We start from the raw sequence: 20463 nt of genomic DNA on the forward strand, positions 1-20463 counted from the left end.
GGTCTCCCTTGTTGAGATCTGCAACGACCTCATTCTGGCACATTGCGATGCCGTCGGGGGCCGTCCACCCCAACACGGACCAAACGTCCGCTCCGCTCCGGTTCTCGAAGTCGACACCAATCGACTCAGCCTGACGAATTTCCTGACGGGATTTACCCAAGCTGTCCAGCGAAGCAGAACCACGGAAATTTGACGCGAAAGCAGCGGTTAAGCTCAATCGCTCTGCGGGCGCAGGCCGAAGGTGGCGGGTTTGAGGCCGTAGCGCGTGTCGAAATCTTCATCCGACTGCACGCGGGCGGCCGCTGGCGCTTTACGGTAGTCGGGGTCACCGGCCTGCCGGCTGGAATCGACCACCTCGGCGAAGGCCATCGCCTGGCTCTGTGGTTTCGGCACGTTGCGCAGCCGCTCGACGATCGCCACCAGATCGACCTCGCCGGCTTTCGACGTCACTTCTTCGTCGCGCTTGGCCGTGCCGGGAAGCAGGTGAGCGGGCAGTCTTTCGAATTTCAGCCGCATGGTCGTCGCCACGCCTTCGCCGAAGGCGATCGCTTCGCGCTGGCCCATGGAAGACAGGAAAGCGAGCGTTGAGGCGGACGAGTCGGCGATTGCCGAGCGGATGATCGCCTGGTCCTGCTCGTTGGCGAGCCGCATGGCGAAGAAGGTCGAGCATTGCGACAGGATGGTCGGGTCGAGCTCGCCGGGGCGCTGGGTGACGACGCCGAGATAGCAGCCATATTTGCGGCCTTCCTTGGCGATGCGCGACAGCGCATGCCGGGTCGGCGCGAAGCCGAGACGCGCATCGGCCGGCATGTAGCGGTGCGCTTCCTCGCATAAAAACAGGAGTTGCAGCTTGCCTTCGCTCCACAAGGCAAGGTCGAAGGCCAGGCGCGCCAGCACCGAACAGACGGAATTGACCACTTCCGAAGGCATCCCGGCCATCTCGAAGCAGGTTACCGGTCGGCCATGATGCGGCACGCGGAAGATGTTGCCGATCGTCTCGTGGATGGTGTCCTCGATGAGGCGCGAATTGAACATGAAGCGGTAGCGCGGATCGGCAGCCGCGGATTCGATGCGCGTCTTCAACGATTTGAGCGTCGGGCGATCGTTCTTGCTTTCGAGCAAGCCCATGCGCTCGTCGATCTGCTTGAGCAAGTCGGCGATGCGATAAGGCACCGGCGTATCGGCGGTCAGCGCATCGCTGCCGCGCCTGAGGTAGGCGCCGGAATTGGGGTTGCGATAGAGGTTTTTGGCCATCGGAACGAGGTCGCGAAGAGCGTCGATCTCTTCCGGCACCGTTTCGCGTCCGCGAAACAGCACCTCGGCGAATTCCTCCAGCGTGAACATCCAGAACGGCAGGTCGAGTGTCTTGGAATCGACCCTGACGCAATATTCGGGTAGCGAAGCCGCGAATTCGTTGTGCGGATCGAGGATCAGGATGCGCAGGTCGGGTCGCGCCGCGATCGACTTGCGCAGCAGCAGCGACACGGCGGTCGACTTGCCGACGCCGGTCGTGCCGACAATGGCGAAATGGCGCGCCAGCGTATCGTCGATCGCGATGTTGGCGGCGATGGCCTCGTCCTGCGCCAGCGAGCCGATGGTAAGGGAATGGCGGCCGGCCAGGTCATAGACTGCCTGCAGGTCGCGGGTGCGGATGCGGTGCGCGACGGCGCCGATATGCGGATAGCTGGTGATGCCGCGGTCGAAGATCGGCTTGGCGCCGGGCTCGGCGCCGTCGCGCACTTCGCCGATCAGCTCGATGCTGACCTCGATGGCGTTCTGGCCCTCATTGCTCCAGGCGCGATCCGACTTGCCGATCGCATAGACCAGGCCAACGGTGCGCGTGGTGCCCAGATTGATGGAGATCATCTTGCCCACTGTCCACAGGCCGGTGACCGCGCCGTCGACATCCTCGGCATAGGCGCTGATGGTGGCGCGCGCGCCGTCGCATTGCACGACGTTGCCCAGGATGCGCCGAACGTTCTGCTCTGCGTTGCGGCGCTCCTGCGATGTCGGTTCTCCGACGGAAGCCTCGCGTTCGACATACATGGACAGGCCAATCCCCATTTCCCTGGAGACCGGACCCTACAGGATCGGGGTTAAGGTCGGATGAGGTCGGATGGTGTAGAGAGGATTAAGGTCCGGGTGAAAATTATCGTGAGATGGCTCTTCACTCGGGTTTCTGTTTCGCTATAATGGACGAATGGATGATATAGCGAACGATATTTCCTCGACCATCGGCAGGCGCATTCACGCCGAGAGGATCATGCGGGATTGGTCGCTGGCCGAACTCGCCGAGAGGTCCGGCGTTTCCAAGGCGATGCTGAGCACGATCGAGCGCGGCATGACCAGCCCGACGGCCGCGCTTCTGGTGCGCATCGCGGCGGCCTTCGGAATGACGCTCTCGACCCTCATCGCGCGCGCGGAATTGCAAGGCGGCGGGCTGCTGCGCACGGCCGACCAGCCGGTGTGGCGCGACCCCGATACGGGCTATGTCAGGCGGCATCTGTCGCCGGCCTGCGACATGCCGCTGGAACTGATCAAGGTCCATCTGCCGGCAGGCGCGAAAGTCAGCTTGCCGGCGGCTTCCTACGCCTTCATCAAGCAACAGATCTGGCTGATTTCGGGAAAACTCGAATTCACCGAGGGGGATCAGGTGCACAGGCTCGAGCCCGGCGACTGCCTGGCACTTGGGGCGCCATCGGATTGCACCTTCCATGCGCTGGAGCCGGGCGCCGACTATCTCGTCGCGCTGGTCAGGGGCTGACATCATGGCAAGACGGCCAAAGCGCTCCCACAATGGGGGGCCGCCTCTTGACGACTACAAGGGACCGCCATGGGGCAAGGGCGATCCTTACATCTTCCTGGCCTGGCAGGCGGCGCACGCCAAGGCATGGAAGGCGCCGAGCCGCGAAGTGATGCTGATGCGCATGGACAAGGCTGAACGGCTCGGCCTGACCTATGAGGAATACACGCTCGAAATCCTCGAGCGCGGTCGGCATCTCAGGGAAGAGGACACCGAACGCATCAGCGCCATCAAGGCCGCGCGCAAGCGGCGGCGTGTGCGCCATCTCGACTGACGCCAGCGCTGTCGATCCCATCAATCGTTTCCAGAGGACCAGATATGAATGCCATAGAAATCGGGCCGTTGACCGCCAGCCAGGAAACACTCGCACTGCTGACGGATCTGCTGGTCGAAACGGTTGCCGCCGGCGGATCGGTCAGCTTCATGCATCCGCTGGCACCGGAGGCGGCAAGGGCATTCTGGGAGACGTCGCTGGCCGCGGCGGCACGAGGGCAAAGAGTGGTGCTTGGGGCATGGGACGGCGGGGCTCTGGTCGGCACCGTCACCTTGCTGCTCGACTGCCCGCCCAATCAGCCGCATCGGGCCGAGATCGCCAAGCTGATGACATCGGTCGAGCAGCGGGGCAGGGGTGTCGGGACACGCCTGATGCGGGCCGCCGAACGCCTCGCGGTGGAGAAGGGGCGCACGCTGCTGGTTCTGGATACGGCGACGGAGGAGGGTGCTTCAGGACTTTATGAGAAGCTCGGCTTCACCCTGGCCGGCGAGGTACCGGGTTATGCGCTGAAGCCGCATGGCGGGCTGACGGGCACGCTGATCTACTGGAAGCGTATCGGCACAGCATCGCGGTAGCGCCAGTCAGGTCCGGGCATTTCCGGCAAGGCGCTTTATCAGCCAGTGGCGGAAATCCTGCTCGGCGCTGGTCAGATGCGCGGTCGACGGCCTGGTCAGAAAATGCCCCGACGTGCTGGGGAGCTCAAAATCGGAAAGCGGGACCAGCGCCCCACTGTCGAGCGCCGCGTCGATCAAGGGGCGGGAACCCAGAAGCACGCCGGCACCGGCGCTCGCCGCCTCCATCGCGGCGACGAAACTGTCGAAGCGATGAGACCGCTGGGTATGGCCGGCCAATCCGGCCGCCGCGAACCATTCCGCCCACATCTCGCGCGCGCCAGCCACGAGAAGCAGCGGCAGCGATGTCCAGTCGGCGGCCTTGGCCAGGGCCGGACTTGCCACGGGCACAAGCCGCTCGGCGGTCAGCCTCTCGGCCTCGCGCCCAGGAAAGGATCCATTGCCGAAACGGATGTCGAGAGCCGAGCCCGGCAGATGGTAGTCGGTCGGCCGGTGGATCGTCACCAGATCGAGTTGGACGCGCGGCAGCGCCTCGGCGAGATCGGGCAGCGCCGGGACCAATACCAGCAAGGCAAACGAGATCGGCGCTCGGATCGGGACGGTCCGGACGGCGCGCGGTTTGAACAATTCCGTGGTGCTGCTGCCAATGGTGGCGAAGGCCGACTGGATGTGCGGCAGGTAAGCAGCGCCCTCGGGCGACAGCGCGACCCCACGCGCCAGCCGCGAGAACAGCCGCGTCTTCAGCCGTTCCTCGAGCAGCCGGATATGCTGGCTGACGGCCGCCTGGGTCAGGCCGAGTTCGGCAGCCGCCGCGGTGAAATTCGACAGCCGTGCGGCAGCCTCGAAACTGCGCAGCCAGTCGAGTGGAGGCAGCGTGGGGATAGGTCTCCGAGCCATTATGAAAATTCGGCCTTTGGCTAAAAAATGATAATTTGAGTTATGCCTGTGGCGCGCTCAACATGCAATCGAAGCCCAGGATCTGGCCATGGGCGGATAGACACGGGAACCTGATCTCGATGTTGACCCACGCGCTGATCGGCGACGAAGGCAGAACAATCGAACTTGGCTGGCAGGATGGAAGGCGCACCCGCTTTCACGCCATGTGGCTGCGTGACAACGCGCTCGACGATAAGACGCGCAGCGCCGGCAATGGCCAGCGCCTGGTCACCATCCTCGACATTCCGGCCGGTACGAGAATTGGCGCTGCTTCGATCAAGGCCGAAGCGCTGGAGATCAGCTTCGAACCGGAGGGAAAAACGGTCAGCTTTCCCGCCCAATGGCTTGATGCAAACGCCTATGATCGCGACGAGACACGCCAGCCCGGTTGGACAGGCGATGTCATCCAGCGCTGGACCAAGGCGACGATGCAGAACTCGCTGCCGCGCGCCAGTTATCCGGCGGCCTTCCATGGCCGCGGTGTCCTGCGCGAATGGCTTTCGGCGGTGAGGACTTATGGCTTTGCGGTGATGGACGGGCTGCCGGCCGAATCCGGGGCGCTGTGCAAGGTATCCGACCTGTTCGGCTACATCAGGGAGACCAATTACGGGCGCTGGTTCGAAGTGCGCGCCGAGGTCAATCCGAACAACCTCGCCTACACCAATCTCGGCCTGCAGGCGCATACCGACAATCCCTATCGCGATCCGGTGCCGACGCTGCAGATCCTGTCCTGCATCGAGAACACGGTGAAGGGCGGTGAATCCAGCGTCGTCGACGGCTTTGCCGTGGCGGCCGCCTTGCAGGCGGAAAATCCCGAAGGTTTTCGGCTGTTGAGCTCCCATGCGGCGCGGTTCGAATATGCGGGGTCGTCCGGTGTGCGGCTGCAGTCCAAACGGCCGATGATCGAGCTCGGACCCGATGGCGAATTGATCTGCATCCGCTTCAACAACCGCTCGCTGGCGCCGACCGTCGATGTGCCGTTCGCCGACATGGATCGCTACTATGCCGCCTACCGCCGCTTCGCCGAACTGATCGAGGATCCGTCCTTCGAAGTCACCTTCAAGCTTGAGCCCGGCCAGGCCTTCATCGTCGACAACACCCGCGTCATGCATGCGCGCAAGGCGTTTTCCGGCACCGGCAAGCGCTGGCTGCAGGGATGCTACGCGGACAAGGACGGCCTGCTGTCGACTCTCGCCGCGATCGAACACGGCTTCAAGGAGGCCGCGGAATGAGCGGCCAGGATCTGAACTCGGACACCATCGTCGAATTCATCGCCGACATTTTTGAGCGCAGGGGTGCCGAATCCTATCTCGGCGAGCCGGTGACGATGTCCGAGCACATGCTGCAAGGAGCTTGGCTGGCGGAACAGGACGGAGCGCCCGAGGTGCTGGTGGCCGCCGCGCTGCTGCACGACATCGGCCACTACACCAGTGAGTTCGGCACCTATTCCCCCGACGATGTCGAGGACAAGCACCATGACGAGGCCGGCGGCGAGGTGCTGGCGCCGTTCTTCCCGCCGGTCATCGTCGAATGCGTCCGGCTGCATGTCGCCGCCAAACGCTATCTCTGCGCCACGGACCCGACCTATTTCTCCAGGCTGTCGCCGGCGTCGGTTCATACCTTGTCGCTGCAGGGTGGACCGATGAGTGCCGACGAGGTCGCCGCGTTCCGCAAGAATCCGTTCCACGAGGAAGCGGTGCGGGTTCGCATCTGGGACGAGGGCGGCAAGGTCGCCAATATGCGAACGCGGGCGTTCCGCGACTATGTGCCGTTGCTGCAGCGCGTCGTGCACGACTTCGCCAACCGCGCCTGACGCGACCAATCACCGCGAGGAGACGACCATGTGTTTCTGCTTCGATGGCGAAAGCGCGGTGGCCGCATACCGGCCGGAGACCTGTCGCGAGCGTTTGGCTGACGCAAGTGCTATCGCACCGGTTGTCGATCATCCGAGCGGCGGGCTCAGCCGTCCCGCCGCCGCGGTTTCGTTCAAACCCCAAGAGGCAGGACTAAGCCTTGTGATGAACCTCCTGCAATCCGTAGACCGGTGTGGGCAAGCCAGCTTGCCGGGCTTTTAGCTGCAGCGCCAGATATTGCGAATAATGGCGCGACTGATGCAGGTTGCCGCCATGGAACCACAGCGCCTCTTGCTGGGTCGGCTTCCACATGTTGCGTTGCTCGCCTTCCCAGGGGCCGGGATCCTTGGCGGTGTTGGAGCCAAGACCCCAGACCTTGCCGACCTTGTCCGCCACCTCCTGCGAAATGAGGTCCGCCGCCCAGCCGTTCATCGAGCCGTAGCCGGTGGCATAGATGACGAGATCCGCCGGCAATTCGGTTCCATCGGCGAATTTGACACCGGTTTGCGTCAGCTCCTGAACCGCGGCGCCTGGTCCGCTCTTGAGCTTGATCGAACCGTCGATGACGAGGTCGCAGGCGCCGACATCGATATAATAGCCTGAACCACGGCGCAGATATTTCATGAACAGGCCCGAGCCGTCATCGCCCCAGTCGAGCAGGAAGCCGGCCTTTTCCAGGTCCGCGTAGAACTTGGCGTCGCGTTCCTTCATCTGCTGGTAAAGCGGGATCTGGAATTCGTGCAGGATGCGGTAGGGCAGGGAGGCGAAGATCATGTCGGCCTTGCGCGTCGTCATGCCGTTCTCGACCGCCTGCTCCGAGTAGAGCGCGCCGAGCCCAATATCCATAAGGGTGTCGGACCTGACGATGTGCGTGGAGGAACGCTGCACCATGGTCACGTCAGCGCCACCCTCCCAGAGAGCCGCGCAGATGTCGTGGGCGGAGTTGTTGGAGCCGATGACCACGACTTTCTTGCCGCGATATTTGTCCGGGCCCGGATGGGTCGAGGAATGCTGCTGCTCGCCCTTGAAGATGTCCTGGCCCTTGTATTTGGGCCAGTTCGCCTTGCCGGACATGCCGGTGGCCAGCACCAACTGCTTGGGCTTGAGCACGATCTCTTCGCCGTCGCGTTCGACCACGACGGTCCATTCCTTGGCCTTGTCGTCGTATTTCGCGGATTTCGCCGAGGTGGAGGACCAGTAATTCAACTCCATCACCTTGGTGTACATTTCGAGCCAGTCGCCGATCTTGTCCTTGGGCGCGAAGACCGGCCAGTTCTTGGGGAAGTCGATATAGGGCAGATGGTCGTACCAGACCGGATCGTGCAGGCAGAGCGACTTGTAGCGCTTGCGCCAGGAATCGCCGGGGCGCTCGTTCTTCTCGATGATGATGGCTGAAACGCCGAGCTGGCGTAGGCGCGCGCCGAGCGCGATGCCGCCCTGGCCGCCGCCGATGATCACGACATAAGGCTGCTTGCTGCGGCCGAGTTCGGCGAGTTCATCGTCACGTTCCTCGCGCCAGGATTTCCTGTCCTTGCCGTGGCCGTGTTTGGCGCCGAGCGGGCGGGTGAACCCCGCCTTTTCCTCATGACCCTTGAGTTCAGCCATGGTGGTGAGCAAGGTCCAGATCAGCTCGCCCTTGAACCGCACCAGGCCGAAACCGCGCGCCACCTCGGTCTCGAAGGTGATCCAGGCGGTGGTGACGCCGTCGGCCTCGGTCGCCTCCTCGCCTTCGGCCACTTTCCATTCGCTCGGCCGGGTCCCAGCCAGGGTTGCCGTCAGCATGTCGCGGACCTGATCCTGGCCCTCCATCGTCCTCAGGTTCCAGGTGAAGGTGACGAGGTCGCGCCAGTAGCAATCCGCCTGGAAACAGTTGACGGCCGCGTCGATGTCGCCGGTCTCCAGCGCCTTGCCGAACTTGTCGAGCAGCGCCTGCGCCTTCGTTGTGGGTGTTCTCTCGAGCATGGTTTCTCCTCCGGTTGTCGGTTTCCAAGAACGCCTGTTCAGGCTTCCACTGGAACAGCAAGCGGCCGGCCAGGACCTCCCTACCTGGGGAAGGGACTCCCATTCGCCGGCAACGCGTCTCCTCCCAGGCACGTCGTCAGCTCGGGATAGTGGTGCGTCGATGGGACGGGCTCAACTGTACTATGGTAGCGCGTGGCGGAGCCCCATCTCACAGGCAAGTGAATTCGTGCCGTACCCCATTGACGACCCCGCGCGTTCGCCTTTATGGTCCGCCACCATGAAAACGGCACTCATTCTCGTAGGAAGGCGCGTGGGCAAGGCGGTGTAACCGCCGGGCGAAGACCTCCCATGCGCACACACAGGCTCCCTCGGGGGCCTTTTTTATTGCCTGAAACACGACTAAACGACCAGCAACGCCCAAATGGCGGCAGTACGGGACCAGACCGATGAACAATGGACAGAGTGAGCGGCGCGAAATGCCAAGTAGGGAAATGACTGGCGCCGAAATGGTGGTGCAGGCGCTGAAGGACAATGGCGTCAAGCATGTCTTCGGCTATCCGGGCGGCGCCGTTCTCCCGATCTATGACGAGATTTTCCAGCAGGACGAGGTCGAGCACATTCTCGTGCGGCACGAACAGGGCGCCGGCCACGCCGCCGAGGGCTATGCGCGGTCGACCGGCAAGGCCGGCGTCATGCTGGTGACATCGGGCCCCGGCGCGACCAATGCGGTGACACCGCTGCAGGACGCGCTGATGGATTCGATCCCGCTGGTCTGCCTGACCGGCCAGGTGCCGACTTCGCTGATCGGTTCCGACGCGTTCCAGGAATGCGATACGGTCGGCATCACGCGCCCCTGCACCAAGCACAACTGGCTGGTGAAGGACGTCAACGAGCTCGCCGCGACCATCCACGAGGCCTTCCATGTCGCGACGACCGGCCGTCCCGGTCCGGTCGTGGTCGACATCCCGAAAGACGTGCAGTTCGCCAAGGGCTTCTATGTCCCGCCGCAGATCGCGCCGCGCACCAGCTACCAGCCGAAGGTCCAGGGCGACCTGGAGAAGATCAAGGCCGCGGTCGAACTGATGGCTACCGCCAGGAAGCCGGTCATCTATTCGGGCGGCGGTGTCATCAATTCCGGCCCGGAAGCGAGCCATCTCCTGCGCGAACTGGTGGACCTCACCGGTTTCCCGATCACCTCGACGCTGATGGGGCTCGGCGCCTACCCGGCCTCGGGCAAGAACTGGTTGGGCATGCTGGGCATGCACGGTACCTACGAAGCCAATATGGCCATGCATGATTGCGACGTGATGATCTGCATCGGCGCGCGCTTCGACGACCGTATCACTGGCAGGCTGAATGCGTTTTCGCCGAACTCGCGAAAAATCCATATCGATATCGATGCGTCCTCGATCAACAAGAACGTCCACACCGAAGTGCCCATCATCGGCGATGTCGGCCGGGTGCTGGAAGACATGGTGCGGCTGTGGCGGGCAACCGCCAAGACCGACAAGAAGGCGCTCTATCCCTGGTGGGAGCAGATCGCCAAATGGCGCGCGCGCGATTCACTCGCCTTCAAGATGAACAACGACGTGATCATGCCGCAATACGCCATCCAGCGGCTCTATGAACTGACCAAGACCATGGACACCTACATCACCACCGAGGTCGGTCAGCACCAGATGTGGGCGGCGCAGCACTATCATTTCGAGAAGCCGAACCGCTGGATGACATCGGGCGGGCTGGGCACGATGGGCTACGGCCTGCCGGCCGCGCTCGGCGTGCAGATCGCGCATCCCGATGCATTGGTCGTCGACATCGCCGGCGACGCCTCGGTGCAGATGACCATGCAGGAGATGAGTGCGGCGGTGCAGCACGACGCGCCGATCAAGATATTCATTCTCAACAACCAGTATATGGGCATGGTGCGGCAGTGGCAGCAGTTGCTGCACGGCAATCGTCTGTCGCATTCCTACACCGAGGCGATGCCGGACTTCGTCAAGCTGGCCGAGGCCTATGGCGGCCACGGCATTCGCTGCGACAAGCCCGACGAGTTGGACGACGCGATCAAGGAGATGATTTCGGTCAGGAAGCCGGTGCTGTTCGACTGCCGCGTGGCAACGCTCGCCAACTGCTTCCCGATGATCCCTTCGGGCAAGGCGCATAACGAGATGCTGTTGCCCGACGAGGCGACCGACGAGGCGGTGGCCAATGCCGTCGACGCCAAGGGCCGGGAACTGGTGTAGACGACGAGCCGAGGCAGGGCTTGTCAAAAGAAGCCGTGCGAAAACAGATAATTAGGTCCAGAATTTGAGATTCATGTCATGAACGCACAGCACCTTCAACCCACCGGGTCCGCCTACTTCATCGCCAAGGAGACGGAGAGGCCGGAAAACCACACGCTTTCCGTGCTGGTCGATAACGAACCGGGCGTGCTTGCCCGGGTCATCGGCCTGTTTTCCGGGCGCGGCTACAATATCGAGAGCCTGACTGTCTCGGAGACCGAGCATGAAAAACACCTGTCACGTATCACCATCGTGACGCGCGGCACGCCGCATGTGCTGGAACAGATCAAGCATCAGCTCGAGCGCATCGTGCCGGTCCACCGCGTCGTCGATCTCACCGTGCGTTCGCACGAGTTCGGGCAGGAGCGGCCGCTGGAGCGGGAACTGGCGCTGGTCAAGGTTGCCGGCACCGGCGAGGCCCGGGTCGAAGCGCTGCGCCTGGCGGACGCCTTCCGCGCCAGTGTCATCGACGCCAACACCGAGCATTTCATCTTCGAGATCACCGGCAAGGGCTCCAAGATCGACCAATTCATCGCCATCATGAAGCCGCTCGGCCTGGTCGAGATCTGCCGCACCGGCGTGGCGGCGATGAACCGCGGCTCGCAGGGGATGTAGGCCGACTTAACCCAGCCGAGTTTGTACGGGTGCAGGGACTGGCGTGACCAACGGCCGGCACTGGCCTTTGTGCAGCCGTCGGAAAGAGACAACAGTACTGACGTACCTGGGAGGATATCATGTCACTCGATGCATTCCTCGCACTGCTCGTCTATGCCTTCGTGACGTCGATCACGCCGGGGCCGAACAACCTCATGCTGCTGGCCTCCGGCGTCAATTTCGGACTGGTCAGAAGCGTGCCGCACATGCTCGGCATCAGCATCGGTTTTCTCGTCCTGTTGCTCGCCGTCGGCTTCGGGCTTGGCGCGGTGCTGACCGCGTTCCCGACGCTGCACACCGGGCTGAAGATAGCCGGCGCCGTCTATCTGCTCTACCTGGCTTGGAAGATCGCGATGTCACGCTCGCTTGGCGGCAAGCGTGAGACGGATGCGCGGCCGATGCGCTTCATCGATGCGGCGGCTTTCCAATGGGTCAATCCCAAGGCCTGGGTGATGGCGATCACCGCTATGGCCGTTTACACCAATCCGGAGCGGCCGTTCCTGTCCGTCGTCCTGATTGGCATGGCTTTCACCGTGGTCAATCTTCCCAGCGTCTCGGTCTGGGCGGGATTCGGTACGGCGTTACGCGGTTTCCTGTCCGACCCGATGCGGCTGAAATGGTTCAACATAGCCATGGGCGTGCTGCTGGCGGCGACGCTTTGGCCGATGCTGCGGTAAGTTAAGGCCTTCAGGCGCGGCACGCACAAAGCGGGGGCATTCTGTAAACTCTGGTTCACATCTATTTTGACTATTTGTGAACTATGGATTACAAAGCGATCCATGATCGAAGTCCGGAAAACAGCTGAATTCGCCGGCTGGTTCAAGTCCCTCAAGGATGTCCGCGCCAAGGCTCGCATTCAGATTCGGATCGATCGTGTCGAGCTTGGCAACCTTGGCGATGCCAAGTTTTTCGATGGCATCGGCGATTTGCGGGTCGACCATGGTCCGGGCGTCGCATCTATTTCGTCAAGGCGAGCAACACGATCATTATCCTGCTCTGCGGCGGCGACAAGTCATCACAAAAGGCTGACATCAAGAAAGCCATCGGCATGGCGAAGGAGGTCAAATGACCATCGAAACCACCAAATGGGACGCTTCAGAATTCCTCGACAGCGAGGAGGCAATCTTCGCTTATATCGAAGCGGCCTTCGAAGACGGCGATCCCGCCCTTATCACCCATGCGCTCGGCAACGTGGCCAGATCTCGGGGCATGACATCCATTGCCAAAGACGCTGGCGTGACACGTGAGGCGCTGTACAAGGCTCTAAGCGACAAGGGCGATCCCAAACTTTCAACCCTGCTCGGCGTCATGAGGGCACTCGGGCTCAGATTGACGGCGGAGGCCGTACCAAAGGACAATCATGCCGAGGCACGCCTCGCAGGCTAGCTCGCCATAAAAGCGACGTAACCAACGTGGCGCCCGATGGCTTCGACGAGATGGCTTGCCAAGTAACTCACGGCATGAAAGCCCCCAAAGCCGGCCTGGTTGAGGCCGGACGAAAGTGCGTGATCTCGTCTCACGACGCTGAATGTGTCCCATCGGCCCGGCTGCACAACTATTGTGCAGTGCACATTAAATCTTCGTAATGCCGTGTTTTGGCCCTTTTCCGACAAACCCGCGTCCTATCTATTCGGCGAAATCGCGGCAATGAGCCGTGAATTGCGCTAGAATACGACCACCTGGCTATGGCGTGTCGGACGGAGAGGTCTTTTTGTCGATGCGTGGAAAAGTCATTCTATCCTTGCTTGCGGTCGCATGTGTCGGCGCGGCCTGGCTCTATCTGTCGCCAGACGCGCTGAACAAGGCACGGCAGATCATCGGCGCAAAGCAGGTCGCCGCGACAGACAAGCCGGCGGCCGACAAGCCGGCAGGCGGCAAACAGTCCGGTGGCGGCGGTGGCGCCCGTTCGGCCTCGATCGTTTCGGCGACGGCAACGACGGCCGACTTTCCGATCCGCCGCTATGCCATCGGCTTCGTCTCCTCTCCGGCCGTGGTCAACATCAACGCGCGCGTCTCCAGCCAGATCGTGTCGATCGACGTCAAGGACGGGCAGATGGTGAAGGCAGGCGACCTCCTGTTCTCGCTCGACGACCGGGCGCTGAAGGCTCAACTCGCCAAGGACCAGGCAACACTTGCCAAGGACCAGGCGCTGCTCGCCAGTTCGAGTTCCGATCTTCAGCGCGCCAAGGACCTTGTCGCCAAACAGGCCGGTACGCAGCAGACTTACGATCAGGCCGTTGCCGCGCAGAAGGCGGCGGCGGCGACCGTCGATGCCGACAAGGCGACGATCGACGCGGACAATGTCCAGCTTGGCTTTGCCACCATCACCGCGCCGATCGCCGGCAGGCTGGGTGCCGTGAATGTCGCCGTCGGCGACCTCGTGACTGTCAGCAATGGCAACAGCAGCACGGCGACGCCGCTGGTGACCATCACCCAGATGGACCCGCTGCAGGTCAACTTCAATCTGCCGGAAAGCGACCTTGCGCTGCTGCACAAGGCGCTTGCCAATCCACAGCAGAACGCCGTGACGTTGACCCAAAGCGGCGACCCGACGCCGATCGGCAAGGGCACGCTCGATTTCGTCGATTCCAGCGTCGACACCGCGTCGGGCACAATCGCCACACGGGCAAGCATTCCCAATGCCGATCTTTCGCTATGGCCCGGCCAATATGTGAACGTCGTGCTCGACGCCGGCGTCATGCCGCGGATGACCTCGGTTCCGACCGTCGCGGTCCAGCCCAGCCAGAAGGGGTCGTTCGTCTATGTGGTCAAGCCCGACAACACCGTCGAGATGCGGCCGGTGCAGGTGGCGCTGACCGAAGGCCAAAACAGCGCCATCAGCCAAGGGCTGAAAAGCGGTGAGAAGGTCGTCACCGAAGGCCAGACAAGGCTGAAGGACGGTGCGGCGGTGCATGAAGGCAAGGCCACGGCGAATGCCGCGCCCAAGGTGGCCGAGGCGACCAACGCCGGCGAGGCGGCCCAATGATTTCCGAATTCTGCATTCGCAGGCCCGTCGCAACGCTGCTGATGTCGTTCGCCCTCATTCTGGGCGGTATTTTCGCTTACAAGTTCCTGCCGGTGGCGGCACTGCCGAGCGCGGAGTTCCCGGTGGTCAACGTGTCGGCACAGCTGCCTGGCGCATCGCCGGAAACCATGGCCACATCCGTGGCGACGCCGCTGATCAAGCAGTTCGCGACCATCGCCGGCATCGATTCCATTTCGACCACCAACTCGCTCGGTCAGACTTCGATCGCCATCCAGTTCGTGCTCAACCGCGACATCGACGCGGCCGCGGCCGACGTCCAGGCGGCAATCGCGCGCACGCAGCGGCAACTGCCGCCGGAGATGACGGCCCCGCCCAGCTACCGCAAGGTCAATCCGGCCGACGCGCCGATCCTTTTGATGTCGCTGGTCAGCGATACGGTCCCGCTGACGGATCTCGATGCTTTCGCGGAAAATGTCATCTCGCCTTCGCTTTCGACGATCGATGGTGTGGCGCAGGTTTCGATCTATGGCCAGCAGAAATATGCGGTGCGTGTCCAGATTGATCCGACCGCGCTGGCGGCGCGCGGCATCTCGATCGACCAGTTGCAGACGGCGATCGCATCCGCCAACAGCAACACGCCGCTCGGCGTGCTGCAGAACAACAAGCAGCAGCTCACCATCACCGCCAACACCCAGCTCACCAACGCTGCCGGCTTCTCCAACCTCATCATCGCCACCAAGAACGGCCATCCCGTGCGGTTGGGGGAGGTGACACGTGTCATCGATTCGGTTCAGACCACCACGACGGCGAGCTGGTATGATGGCACCCGCGCCATCATCCTCGCAGTCCAGCGCCAGCCCGACGCCAACACGGTCGACGTGGTCGACAAGGTCAAGGCGATGCTGCCCTCGTTCCAGGATCAGATGCCGGCAGCTGCCTCGATCAAGCTTCTCAACGACCGCTCGACATCGATCCGCCAGGCCGTCAACGACGTGCAGTTCACGCTGCTTCTGACCATCGCGCTGGTGGTGATGGTGATCTTCGTGTTCCTGCGCCGTGTCACCGCGACGATCATTCCTGCGGTGGCGGTGCCGATTTCGCTGATCGCAACGCTCGGCGCGATGTTCCTGTTCGGCTTTTCCATCGACAATATCTCATTGATGGGCCTGACACTGGCGGTGGGGCTCGTCGTCGACGACGCCATCGTGATGCTCGAGAACATCTTCCGTCACATGGAAGAGGATGGGCTGTCAGCGTTCGACGCGGCGCTGAAAGGCGCGCGCGAGATCGGTTTCACCATCATCTCGATCTCGATCTCGCTGGTGGCTGTGTTCATTCCCGTGCTTCTGATGGGCGGTGTGATCGGGCGCATCTTCAACGAATTCGCCGTCGTGGTGACCGTCGCGATCCTGGCGTCGATGTTCGTGTCGCTGACGCTGACGCCCATGCTTTGTTCGCGGCTGCTGTCTGTCAGCAAGGCCGACCGTGAGGCACATGGCGGTGGCCACAGGCATGATCTTTTCACACGCAGCTATGACTGGATTTTGACCTTCTGCCTGCGGCACACCTTCCTAGTGTTTCTGGTCTTCATCGGAACGGCTGCACTGTCGGTATGGCTGATCCAGATCTCTCCAAAAGGCTTTTTCCCACAAGAGGATATCGGCCAAGTGTCGGTGACGACGATTGCCCGGCAGGACATTTCCTTCGACGCCATGGTCAAACTGCAGAGCCAGGTTGCCGATGTCTTCTCGCATTCCCCATACGTAACACATGTGGCCTGGTCAGTCGGCGGGGGGGGCAGCGCCCTCAATCAGGGCCGTCTCTATGTGCAGCTCAAGGATAAGAGCCAGCGCCCCGACATCGAGAAGGTGCAGGCCGATCTGAGGCGGCAGCTTTCCAGTGTGGCCGGTATCGAAACTTACATGCAGCCGGTGCAGAACCTCAGGCTCGGTTCGCGTTCCTCCGCCAGCGCTTATCAGCTTGTCGTGCAAGGCCTCGATACGGCGCAGGCCGATATCTGGGCGCAGAAGATGGACGACGCCATGGCGGCGGACCACGCGACCTTCACCGACGTCACCAGCGATCTGCAGAACAATGCGCTGCAGGCAACGCTGGTGGTCGACCGTGACAAGGCCGCCCAACTCGGCATCGACACCGATACGCTGCGTTCAAGTCTCTATGGCGGTTTCGGCACCGCACAGGTCTCGACGATCTTCGGTTCGGCCGACAGCTACGAGGTCGTCATGGAGCTCGATCCGAAAATCGAATGGTCGCCGGAGCGGATGCTGGCCATTCAGGTCAGGACGGCGAGCGGCAGGTTGGTGCCGCTTGGCGCCTTCGCCCGTGTCGATCGCACGGCTGGAGCTTTGACCGTCAACCAACTCGGTCAGCTCCCGGCGGTGACGATCTCCTACAATCTGCCGCAAGGCGTGGCGCTCGGCGACAGCGTGACGCGCATCAACGCGATCAAAGAGCAGATCGGCATGCCGAAGGCGATCTCGACCACTTTTGCCGGCACGGCCAAGACCTTCCAGGATTCACTTGCCAACCAGGGCCTGCTGATCGGCGGCGCGATCCTGACCATCTATATCGTGCTCGGCATCCTCTATGAGAGCTTCATCCACCCGCTCACCATTCTCACGGGCCTGCCATCGGCGGTGTTGGGAGCGCTCGTTGCGCTGCGCTTCGCCGGCATGGACCTGTCGGTCATCGCGGTGATCGGCATCCTGATGCTGATCGGCATCGTCAAGAAGAACGGCATCATGATGGTCGACGTCGCGCTCGAACTGCGACGAGAAGGCATGTCGGCCACGGACTCCATCCACAAGGCCTGCCTGATGCGGTTCAGGCCGATCATGATGACGACGCTGGCGGCACTGATGGGCACGTTTCCGATCGCGCTCGGTACCGGCGCCAGCGCGGAACTTCGCCAGCCGCTGGGCGTAGCCGTCGTCGGCGGCCTGCTCGCCTCGCAGGCGCTGACGCTGTTCGTGACGCCGGTGATCTACGTCTATATGGAGAACTTCTCCGGCTGGCTCGTCGGTCTCTTGCCAAAGCGCAAGGGCGAGATGCATCTGGTCGAAGAAGGCGATCAGCCTTCGCTGTTCGGCACCAATGACGACATCCCGGCTGAGCCGCAGAAGACGGCCGCCGAGTAGCAGGGCAGGCAAGACGCCGGTCCCCGTTGGCCCAAGCCATGGAGCTTGCGGCCGGCGGGTCGGAACCGTAATTTGCCGTCATGTCCCACGATCATGACCATGACAACGAACTCGATCCGTTTGCCGCCCGGGTGCGGGCGCTCGAAACCATCCTGACCCGCAAGGGGCTGATCGATCCGGCCGCGATCGACGTCATCGTCGATACCTACGAGACGAAAATCGGCCCGCGCAACGGCGCCAGGGTGGTGGCCAAGGCGTGGAGCGATCCCGCCTTTGCCGAGTGGCTGAAGCGCGATGCGACGGCGGCGATCGAATCGCTGGGCTATAGCGGGCGCCAAGGCGAGCACATGCAGGCGGTTTTCAACACCGGGGATACCCACAACCTCGTCGTCTGCACGCTGTGCTCCTGCTATCCCTGGTCGGTGCTTGGCTTGCCGCCGGTGTGGTACAAGGCGCCGCCCTACCGGTCGCGGGCGGTGATCGATCCGCGCGGCGTGCTCGAGGAATTCGGGCTGGTGCTGCCGGCCGGGACGAAGATACGCGTCTGCGATTCGACGGCGGAACTGCGCTATCTCGTCGTGCCGATGCGGCCCGAGCGCACCGAAGGCTGGAGCGAGGAGCGGCTGGCCGAACTGGTCAGCCGCGATGCGATGATCGGCACCGCTCTGGCGAGGCAACCGGCATGAACGGGCCGCAGGATCTCGGCGGACAGATGGGATTCGGCCCGATCTCGCCCGAAAAGGATGAACCCTATTTCCATGCGGAATGGGAGAGGCGGGCGCTCGGCGTGACGCTCTGCGCCGGCGGCATGGGGGCCTGGAACATCGACGAGAGCCGGCACGCGCGGGAATCGCTGCATCCGGCCGACTATTATGGCTCGAGCTACTATCAAATCTGGATCAAGGCGCTGGAGACCCTGCTCAAGCGGCACGGCTTCGTCAGCGAGCGCGACCTCAGGGCAGGCGAGGCGATCGATCCGGCGGCGACCCCGAAACGGGTGCTGAAGGCCGAGAATGTGCCGGCCGTTCTGGCCAAGGGCGGTCCTTGTGACCGGCCGGTCGAGACAGCGCCGCGCTTCAAGGCCGGTGATTCGGTGCGAACCAAAAACACCAACCCGACCGGTCATACCAGGCTGCCGCGTTATGCGCGGGACAAGCAGGGCACGATCGAGGCGGTGCGCGACGGCTTCGTCTTTCCCGACAGCAACGCGCATGGGCAGGGCGAGAATCCGCAATGGGTCTATACCGTGGTTTTCGATGGCTCGGAGATCTGGGGCGAGGGCGCCGACCCGACGCTGACCGTCTCGATCGACGCCTGGGAGAGTTATCTTGAGCCGGCCTGAAGCGAAGGGGCCTGCCGGCGGTTTGCCCGCCGGCCTCGACGCACCGGTGTTTGCCGAACCCTGGCAGGCCGAAGCCTTCGCCATGACGGTGGCGCTGCACGACAAGGGCCTGTTTTCGTGGAGCGAGTGGGCGGATGCCCTGTCGGCCGAGGTGAAGAAGCCAGGTGCCGCGGCGGACGGCCATGATTATTACGAGCATTGGCTGGCGGCGCTGGAAAACCTGCTGGCGTCGAAGGGGCTGGCCGCCAAGCCTGATGTCGACGCTATGGCGCAGGCCTGGGAGCGCGCCGCGCATGCCACGCCGCATGGCAAGCCGATCCTGCTGGAGAACGATCCGCGCGCTGCCAACTGAAGTTGCGCGGCTGCCCTTTTCGTTCCCTTTACGTTCTTGCTCGCGGCTGATAGCCTGAACCACAGGGGAGTCCACCACAGGCTGTGTCGATGCTGGTGGCGGCTATCTTGCCTTTGCCTTGCGAATCCGGTCACACGATCAGATGGAATTTTCACCCCAACAAGATGAGGCGCTGCAGGCGGTCGCCCGCTGGCTGAAGACCGGCAAGCCGCAGCTGTTCCGGCTTTTCGGCTACGCCGGCACCGGCAAGACGACGCTGGCGCGCTATTTTGCCGAGCATGTCGACGGCCAGGTGCAGTTCGCCGCCTTCACCGGCAAGGCGGCGCAAGTGCTGCGCTCCAAGGGCGCGGTCAACGCCCGCACCATCCATTCGCTGATCTACCGGCCCAAGGGCGAGGAATCGGTGGCCGACGAGGTGACCGGCAAGACCTCGATGTCGCCGACCTTTTCGCTCAACCGGCAGAGCCCGATCTCGCGTGCGAAACTGGTCGTCATCGACGAATGCTCGATGGTCGACGAGCAGCTTGGCCGCGACCTGATGAGTTTCGGAACGCCGATCCTGGTGCTGGGCGATCCCGGCCAGTTGCCGCCGATCTCGGGCGGCGGCTTCTTCACCGATCACGAGCCCGACTTCTTGCTGACCGAAATCCACCGGCAGGCGCGCGACAATCCGATCCTCCGGCTGGCGCTCGACGTGCGCGAGGGCCGCGAATTCATGCGCGGCGACTATGGCACAGCGCAGGTGATCGGCAAGGAAGACGTCAACCAGGAACTGGTGCTGCGGGCCGACCAGGTGCTGGTCGGCACCAACCGCACGCGGCGGCGCTACAACCAGCGCCTGCGCGAACTGAAAGGCTTCAATGCTGATTACCCACAAGCGGGCGACAAGCTGGTGTGCCTGCGCAACGATCCGGCCAAAGGCCTGCTCAACGGCTCGCTGTGGAAAGTGATGACGTCGTCGCGCGAGACGGTGAAGCCCGGCATCAACCTTCTGGTTTCGCCCGAAGAGGACGATCCGGATCGCGGCGTCGCCAAGATCAAGCTGCTCAAGGCGGCGTTCGAGGATCCGGACGCCGAAATCCCCTGGCAGCAGAAGAAGCGCTTCGACGATTTCGACTATGGCTATGCGCTAACGGTGCACAAGGCACAGGGCTCGCAGTGGAACGAGATCGTGCTGTTCGACGAAAGCTGGGCCTTCAAGGAAACGCGCCAGCGCTGGCTTTACACGGCCATCACCCGGGCCGCAGAACGACTGACCATCGTCAGATAGAAGCGGGGAGACGGAAACC

20 protein-coding genes are annotated in these 20463 nt (G+C 62.9%); 15 read left to right on the forward strand and 5 right to left on the reverse strand.

What is annotated here, in order from left to right; translation table 11 throughout:
* Together FJW08_RS32725 and FJW08_RS24660 are read right to left on the reverse strand one after the other, a co-directional pair.
* Positions 1 to 217, reverse strand: a 217-nt coding sequence (locus FJW08_RS32725) for a hypothetical protein (RefSeq protein ID WP_210241213.1), incomplete at its 3' end; no start/stop codon positions are given.
* On the reverse strand, positions 214 to 2046 hold the full coding sequence (locus tag FJW08_RS24660; protein ID WP_140812663.1) for an ATP-binding protein: 1833 nt from the start codon (positions 2044 to 2046) through the stop codon (positions 214 to 216). The genes FJW08_RS32725 and FJW08_RS24660, both read right to left, overlap by 4 nt.
* A 154-nt stretch (positions 2047 to 2200) precedes the next feature.
* On the opposite strand from FJW08_RS24660, the gene FJW08_RS24665 reads away from it, so the two are divergent.
* Genes FJW08_RS24665 through FJW08_RS24675 form a run of 3 tightly spaced genes read left to right on the forward strand, consistent with a single transcriptional unit; the run spans position 2201 to position 3652 of the window.
* Positions 2201 to 2764 (forward strand): XRE family transcriptional regulator, encoded by a 564-nt coding sequence (locus FJW08_RS24665; protein ID WP_140758091.1) that lies wholly within the window; start codon positions 2201 to 2203, stop codon positions 2762 to 2764.
* A 4-nt stretch (positions 2765 to 2768) separates the two neighbouring features.
* Positions 2769 to 3077 carry a hypothetical protein gene (locus FJW08_RS24670; protein WP_140758090.1) on the forward strand — a complete coding sequence of 103 codons (309 nt, stop codon included), beginning with the start codon at positions 2769 to 2771 and terminating at the stop codon, positions 3075 to 3077.
* Between the two features lie 44 nt (positions 3078 to 3121).
* Positions 3122 to 3652, forward strand: a complete 531-nt coding sequence (locus FJW08_RS24675; protein ID WP_140812664.1) for a GNAT family N-acetyltransferase — start codon at positions 3122 to 3124, stop codon at positions 3650 to 3652.
* Positions 3653 to 3658: 6 nt separating this feature from the next.
* On the opposite strand, the gene FJW08_RS24680 is transcribed toward FJW08_RS24675, so the two are convergent.
* Positions 3659 to 4546, reverse strand: coding sequence for a LysR substrate-binding domain-containing protein (locus FJW08_RS24680; RefSeq protein WP_140812665.1), 888 nt, complete (start codon positions 4544 to 4546; stop codon positions 3659 to 3661).
* Between the two features lie 119 nt (positions 4547 to 4665).
* Here FJW08_RS24680 and FJW08_RS24685 point away from each other — a divergent pair, with 119 nt between their 5' ends.
* Together FJW08_RS24685 and FJW08_RS24690 are read left to right on the forward strand one after the other, a co-directional pair.
* A complete protein-coding gene (locus FJW08_RS24685; protein WP_140812666.1) occupies positions 4666 to 5817 on the forward strand; it encodes a gamma-butyrobetaine dioxygenase in 1152 nt (383 codons plus the stop codon).
* Complete coding sequence (locus FJW08_RS24690) at positions 5814 to 6398, forward strand: HD domain-containing protein (protein ID WP_140812667.1); 585 nt, start codon at positions 5814 to 5816, stop codon at positions 6396 to 6398. Before FJW08_RS24685 ends, FJW08_RS24690 begins: the two co-directional genes overlap by 4 nt.
* A gap of 193 nt (positions 6399 to 6591) precedes the next feature.
* On the opposite strand, the gene FJW08_RS24695 is transcribed toward FJW08_RS24690, so the two are convergent.
* Entirely contained in the window at positions 6592 to 8400 is a 1809-nt protein-coding gene (locus FJW08_RS24695) for an NAD(P)/FAD-dependent oxidoreductase (protein ID WP_140812668.1), read from the reverse strand.
* A 446-nt stretch (positions 8401 to 8846) separates the two neighbouring features.
* On the opposite strand from FJW08_RS24695, the gene FJW08_RS24705 reads away from it, so the two are divergent.
* The 3 genes from FJW08_RS24705 (at position 8847) to FJW08_RS24715 (ending at position 12013) form a co-directional block, all read left to right on the forward strand.
* Positions 8847 to 10643 (forward strand): acetolactate synthase 3 large subunit, encoded by a 1797-nt coding sequence (locus FJW08_RS24705; protein WP_140812669.1) that lies wholly within the window; start codon positions 8847 to 8849, stop codon positions 10641 to 10643.
* 78 nt (positions 10644 to 10721) lie between these two features.
* Complete coding sequence (ilvN, locus tag FJW08_RS24710) at positions 10722 to 11297, forward strand: acetolactate synthase small subunit (RefSeq protein WP_140758083.1); 576 nt, start codon at positions 10722 to 10724, stop codon at positions 11295 to 11297.
* Positions 11298 to 11416: 119 nt separating this feature from the next.
* Positions 11417 to 12013: a LysE family translocator gene (locus tag FJW08_RS24715; RefSeq protein WP_140812670.1), complete on the forward strand. Its 597-nt coding sequence runs from the start codon at positions 11417 to 11419 to the stop codon at positions 12011 to 12013.
* 81 nt (positions 12014 to 12094) lie between these two features.
* Here FJW08_RS24715 and FJW08_RS33390 read toward each other — a convergent pair whose 3' ends face one another.
* Entirely contained in the window at positions 12095 to 12277 is a 183-nt protein-coding gene (locus tag FJW08_RS33390; protein WP_181183038.1) for a hypothetical protein, read from the reverse strand.
* A 124-nt stretch (positions 12278 to 12401) separates the two neighbouring features.
* On the opposite strand from FJW08_RS33390, the gene FJW08_RS24725 reads away from it, so the two are divergent.
* The 7 genes from FJW08_RS24725 (at position 12402) to FJW08_RS24755 (ending at position 20444) form a co-directional block, all read left to right on the forward strand.
* Positions 12402 to 12722 carry an addiction module antidote protein gene (locus FJW08_RS24725; protein WP_140812671.1) on the forward strand — a complete coding sequence of 107 codons (321 nt, stop codon included), beginning with the start codon at positions 12402 to 12404 and terminating at the stop codon, positions 12720 to 12722.
* 331 nt (positions 12723 to 13053) lie between these two features.
* Positions 13054 to 14322 (forward strand): efflux RND transporter periplasmic adaptor subunit, encoded by a 1269-nt coding sequence (locus FJW08_RS24730; RefSeq protein WP_140812672.1) that lies wholly within the window; start codon positions 13054 to 13056, stop codon positions 14320 to 14322.
* On the forward strand, positions 14319 to 17480 hold the full coding sequence (locus FJW08_RS24735) for an efflux RND transporter permease subunit (protein ID WP_140812673.1): 3162 nt from the start codon (positions 14319 to 14321) through the stop codon (positions 17478 to 17480). Before FJW08_RS24730 ends, FJW08_RS24735 begins: the two co-directional genes overlap by 4 nt.
* An 80-nt stretch (positions 17481 to 17560) precedes the next feature.
* Positions 17561 to 18166 (forward strand): nitrile hydratase subunit alpha, encoded by a 606-nt coding sequence (gene nthA, locus FJW08_RS24740; RefSeq protein ID WP_140758076.1) that lies wholly within the window; start codon positions 17561 to 17563, stop codon positions 18164 to 18166.
* Positions 18163 to 18822 (forward strand): nitrile hydratase subunit beta, encoded by a 660-nt coding sequence (gene nthB, locus FJW08_RS24745; RefSeq protein WP_140812674.1) that lies wholly within the window; start codon positions 18163 to 18165, stop codon positions 18820 to 18822. The genes nthA and nthB overlap by 4 nt, the downstream gene beginning before the upstream one ends.
* Positions 18809 to 19174, forward strand: a complete 366-nt coding sequence (locus FJW08_RS24750; protein ID WP_181183039.1) for a nitrile hydratase accessory protein — start codon at positions 18809 to 18811, stop codon at positions 19172 to 19174. The genes nthB and FJW08_RS24750 overlap by 14 nt, the downstream gene beginning before the upstream one ends.
* 142 nt (positions 19175 to 19316) lie before the next feature.
* Positions 19317 to 20444: an ATP-dependent RecD-like DNA helicase gene (locus FJW08_RS24755; protein WP_140812675.1), complete on the forward strand. Its 1128-nt coding sequence runs from the start codon at positions 19317 to 19319 to the stop codon at positions 20442 to 20444.
* Positions 20445 to 20463: the final 19 nt, after the last annotated feature.

It is taken from the genome of Mesorhizobium sp. B3-2-1 (assembly GCF_006439515.1).
Classification (GTDB): Bacteria; Pseudomonadota; Alphaproteobacteria; order Rhizobiales; family Rhizobiaceae; genus Mesorhizobium.

Excerpts from the sequence above, each read along its gene's own strand:
- FJW08_RS24660 (WP_140812663.1), bottom strand. The coding sequence starts at position 2,046 with ATGTATGTCGAACGCGAGGCTTCCGTCGGAGAACCGACATCGCAGGAG.
- FJW08_RS24665 (WP_140758091.1), top strand. The coding sequence starts at position 2,201 with ATGGATGATATAGCGAACGATATTTCCTCGACCATCGGCAGGCGCATT.
- FJW08_RS24670 (WP_140758090.1), top strand. The coding sequence starts at position 2,769 with ATGGCAAGACGGCCAAAGCGCTCCCACAATGGGGGGCCGCCTCTTGAC.
- FJW08_RS24675 (WP_140812664.1), top strand. The coding sequence starts at position 3,122 with ATGAATGCCATAGAAATCGGGCCGTTGACCGCCAGCCAGGAAACACTC.
- FJW08_RS24680 (WP_140812665.1), bottom strand. The coding sequence starts at position 4,546 with ATGGCTCGGAGACCTATCCCCACGCTGCCTCCACTCGACTGGCTGCGC.
- FJW08_RS24685 (WP_140812666.1), top strand. The coding sequence starts at position 4,666 with ATGTTGACCCACGCGCTGATCGGCGACGAAGGCAGAACAATCGAACTT.
- FJW08_RS24690 (WP_140812667.1), top strand. The coding sequence starts at position 5,814 with ATGAGCGGCCAGGATCTGAACTCGGACACCATCGTCGAATTCATCGCC.
- FJW08_RS24695 (WP_140812668.1), bottom strand. The coding sequence starts at position 8,400 with ATGCTCGAGAGAACACCCACAACGAAGGCGCAGGCGCTGCTCGACAAG.
- FJW08_RS24705 (WP_140812669.1), top strand. The coding sequence starts at position 8,847 with ATGAACAATGGACAGAGTGAGCGGCGCGAAATGCCAAGTAGGGAAATG.
- ilvN (WP_140758083.1), top strand. The coding sequence starts at position 10,722 with ATGAACGCACAGCACCTTCAACCCACCGGGTCCGCCTACTTCATCGCC.
- FJW08_RS24715 (WP_140812670.1), top strand. The coding sequence starts at position 11,417 with ATGTCACTCGATGCATTCCTCGCACTGCTCGTCTATGCCTTCGTGACG.
- FJW08_RS33390 (WP_181183038.1), bottom strand. The coding sequence starts at position 12,277 with ATGGTCGACCCGCAAATCGCCGATGCCATCGAAAAACTTGGCATCGCC.
- FJW08_RS24725 (WP_140812671.1), top strand. The coding sequence starts at position 12,402 with ATGACCATCGAAACCACCAAATGGGACGCTTCAGAATTCCTCGACAGC.
- FJW08_RS24730 (WP_140812672.1), top strand. The coding sequence starts at position 13,054 with ATGCGTGGAAAAGTCATTCTATCCTTGCTTGCGGTCGCATGTGTCGGC.
- FJW08_RS24735 (WP_140812673.1), top strand. The coding sequence starts at position 14,319 with ATGATTTCCGAATTCTGCATTCGCAGGCCCGTCGCAACGCTGCTGATG.
- nthA (WP_140758076.1), top strand. The coding sequence starts at position 17,561 with ATGTCCCACGATCATGACCATGACAACGAACTCGATCCGTTTGCCGCC.
- nthB (WP_140812674.1), top strand. The coding sequence starts at position 18,163 with ATGAACGGGCCGCAGGATCTCGGCGGACAGATGGGATTCGGCCCGATC.
- FJW08_RS24755 (WP_140812675.1), top strand. The coding sequence starts at position 19,317 with ATGGAATTTTCACCCCAACAAGATGAGGCGCTGCAGGCGGTCGCCCGC.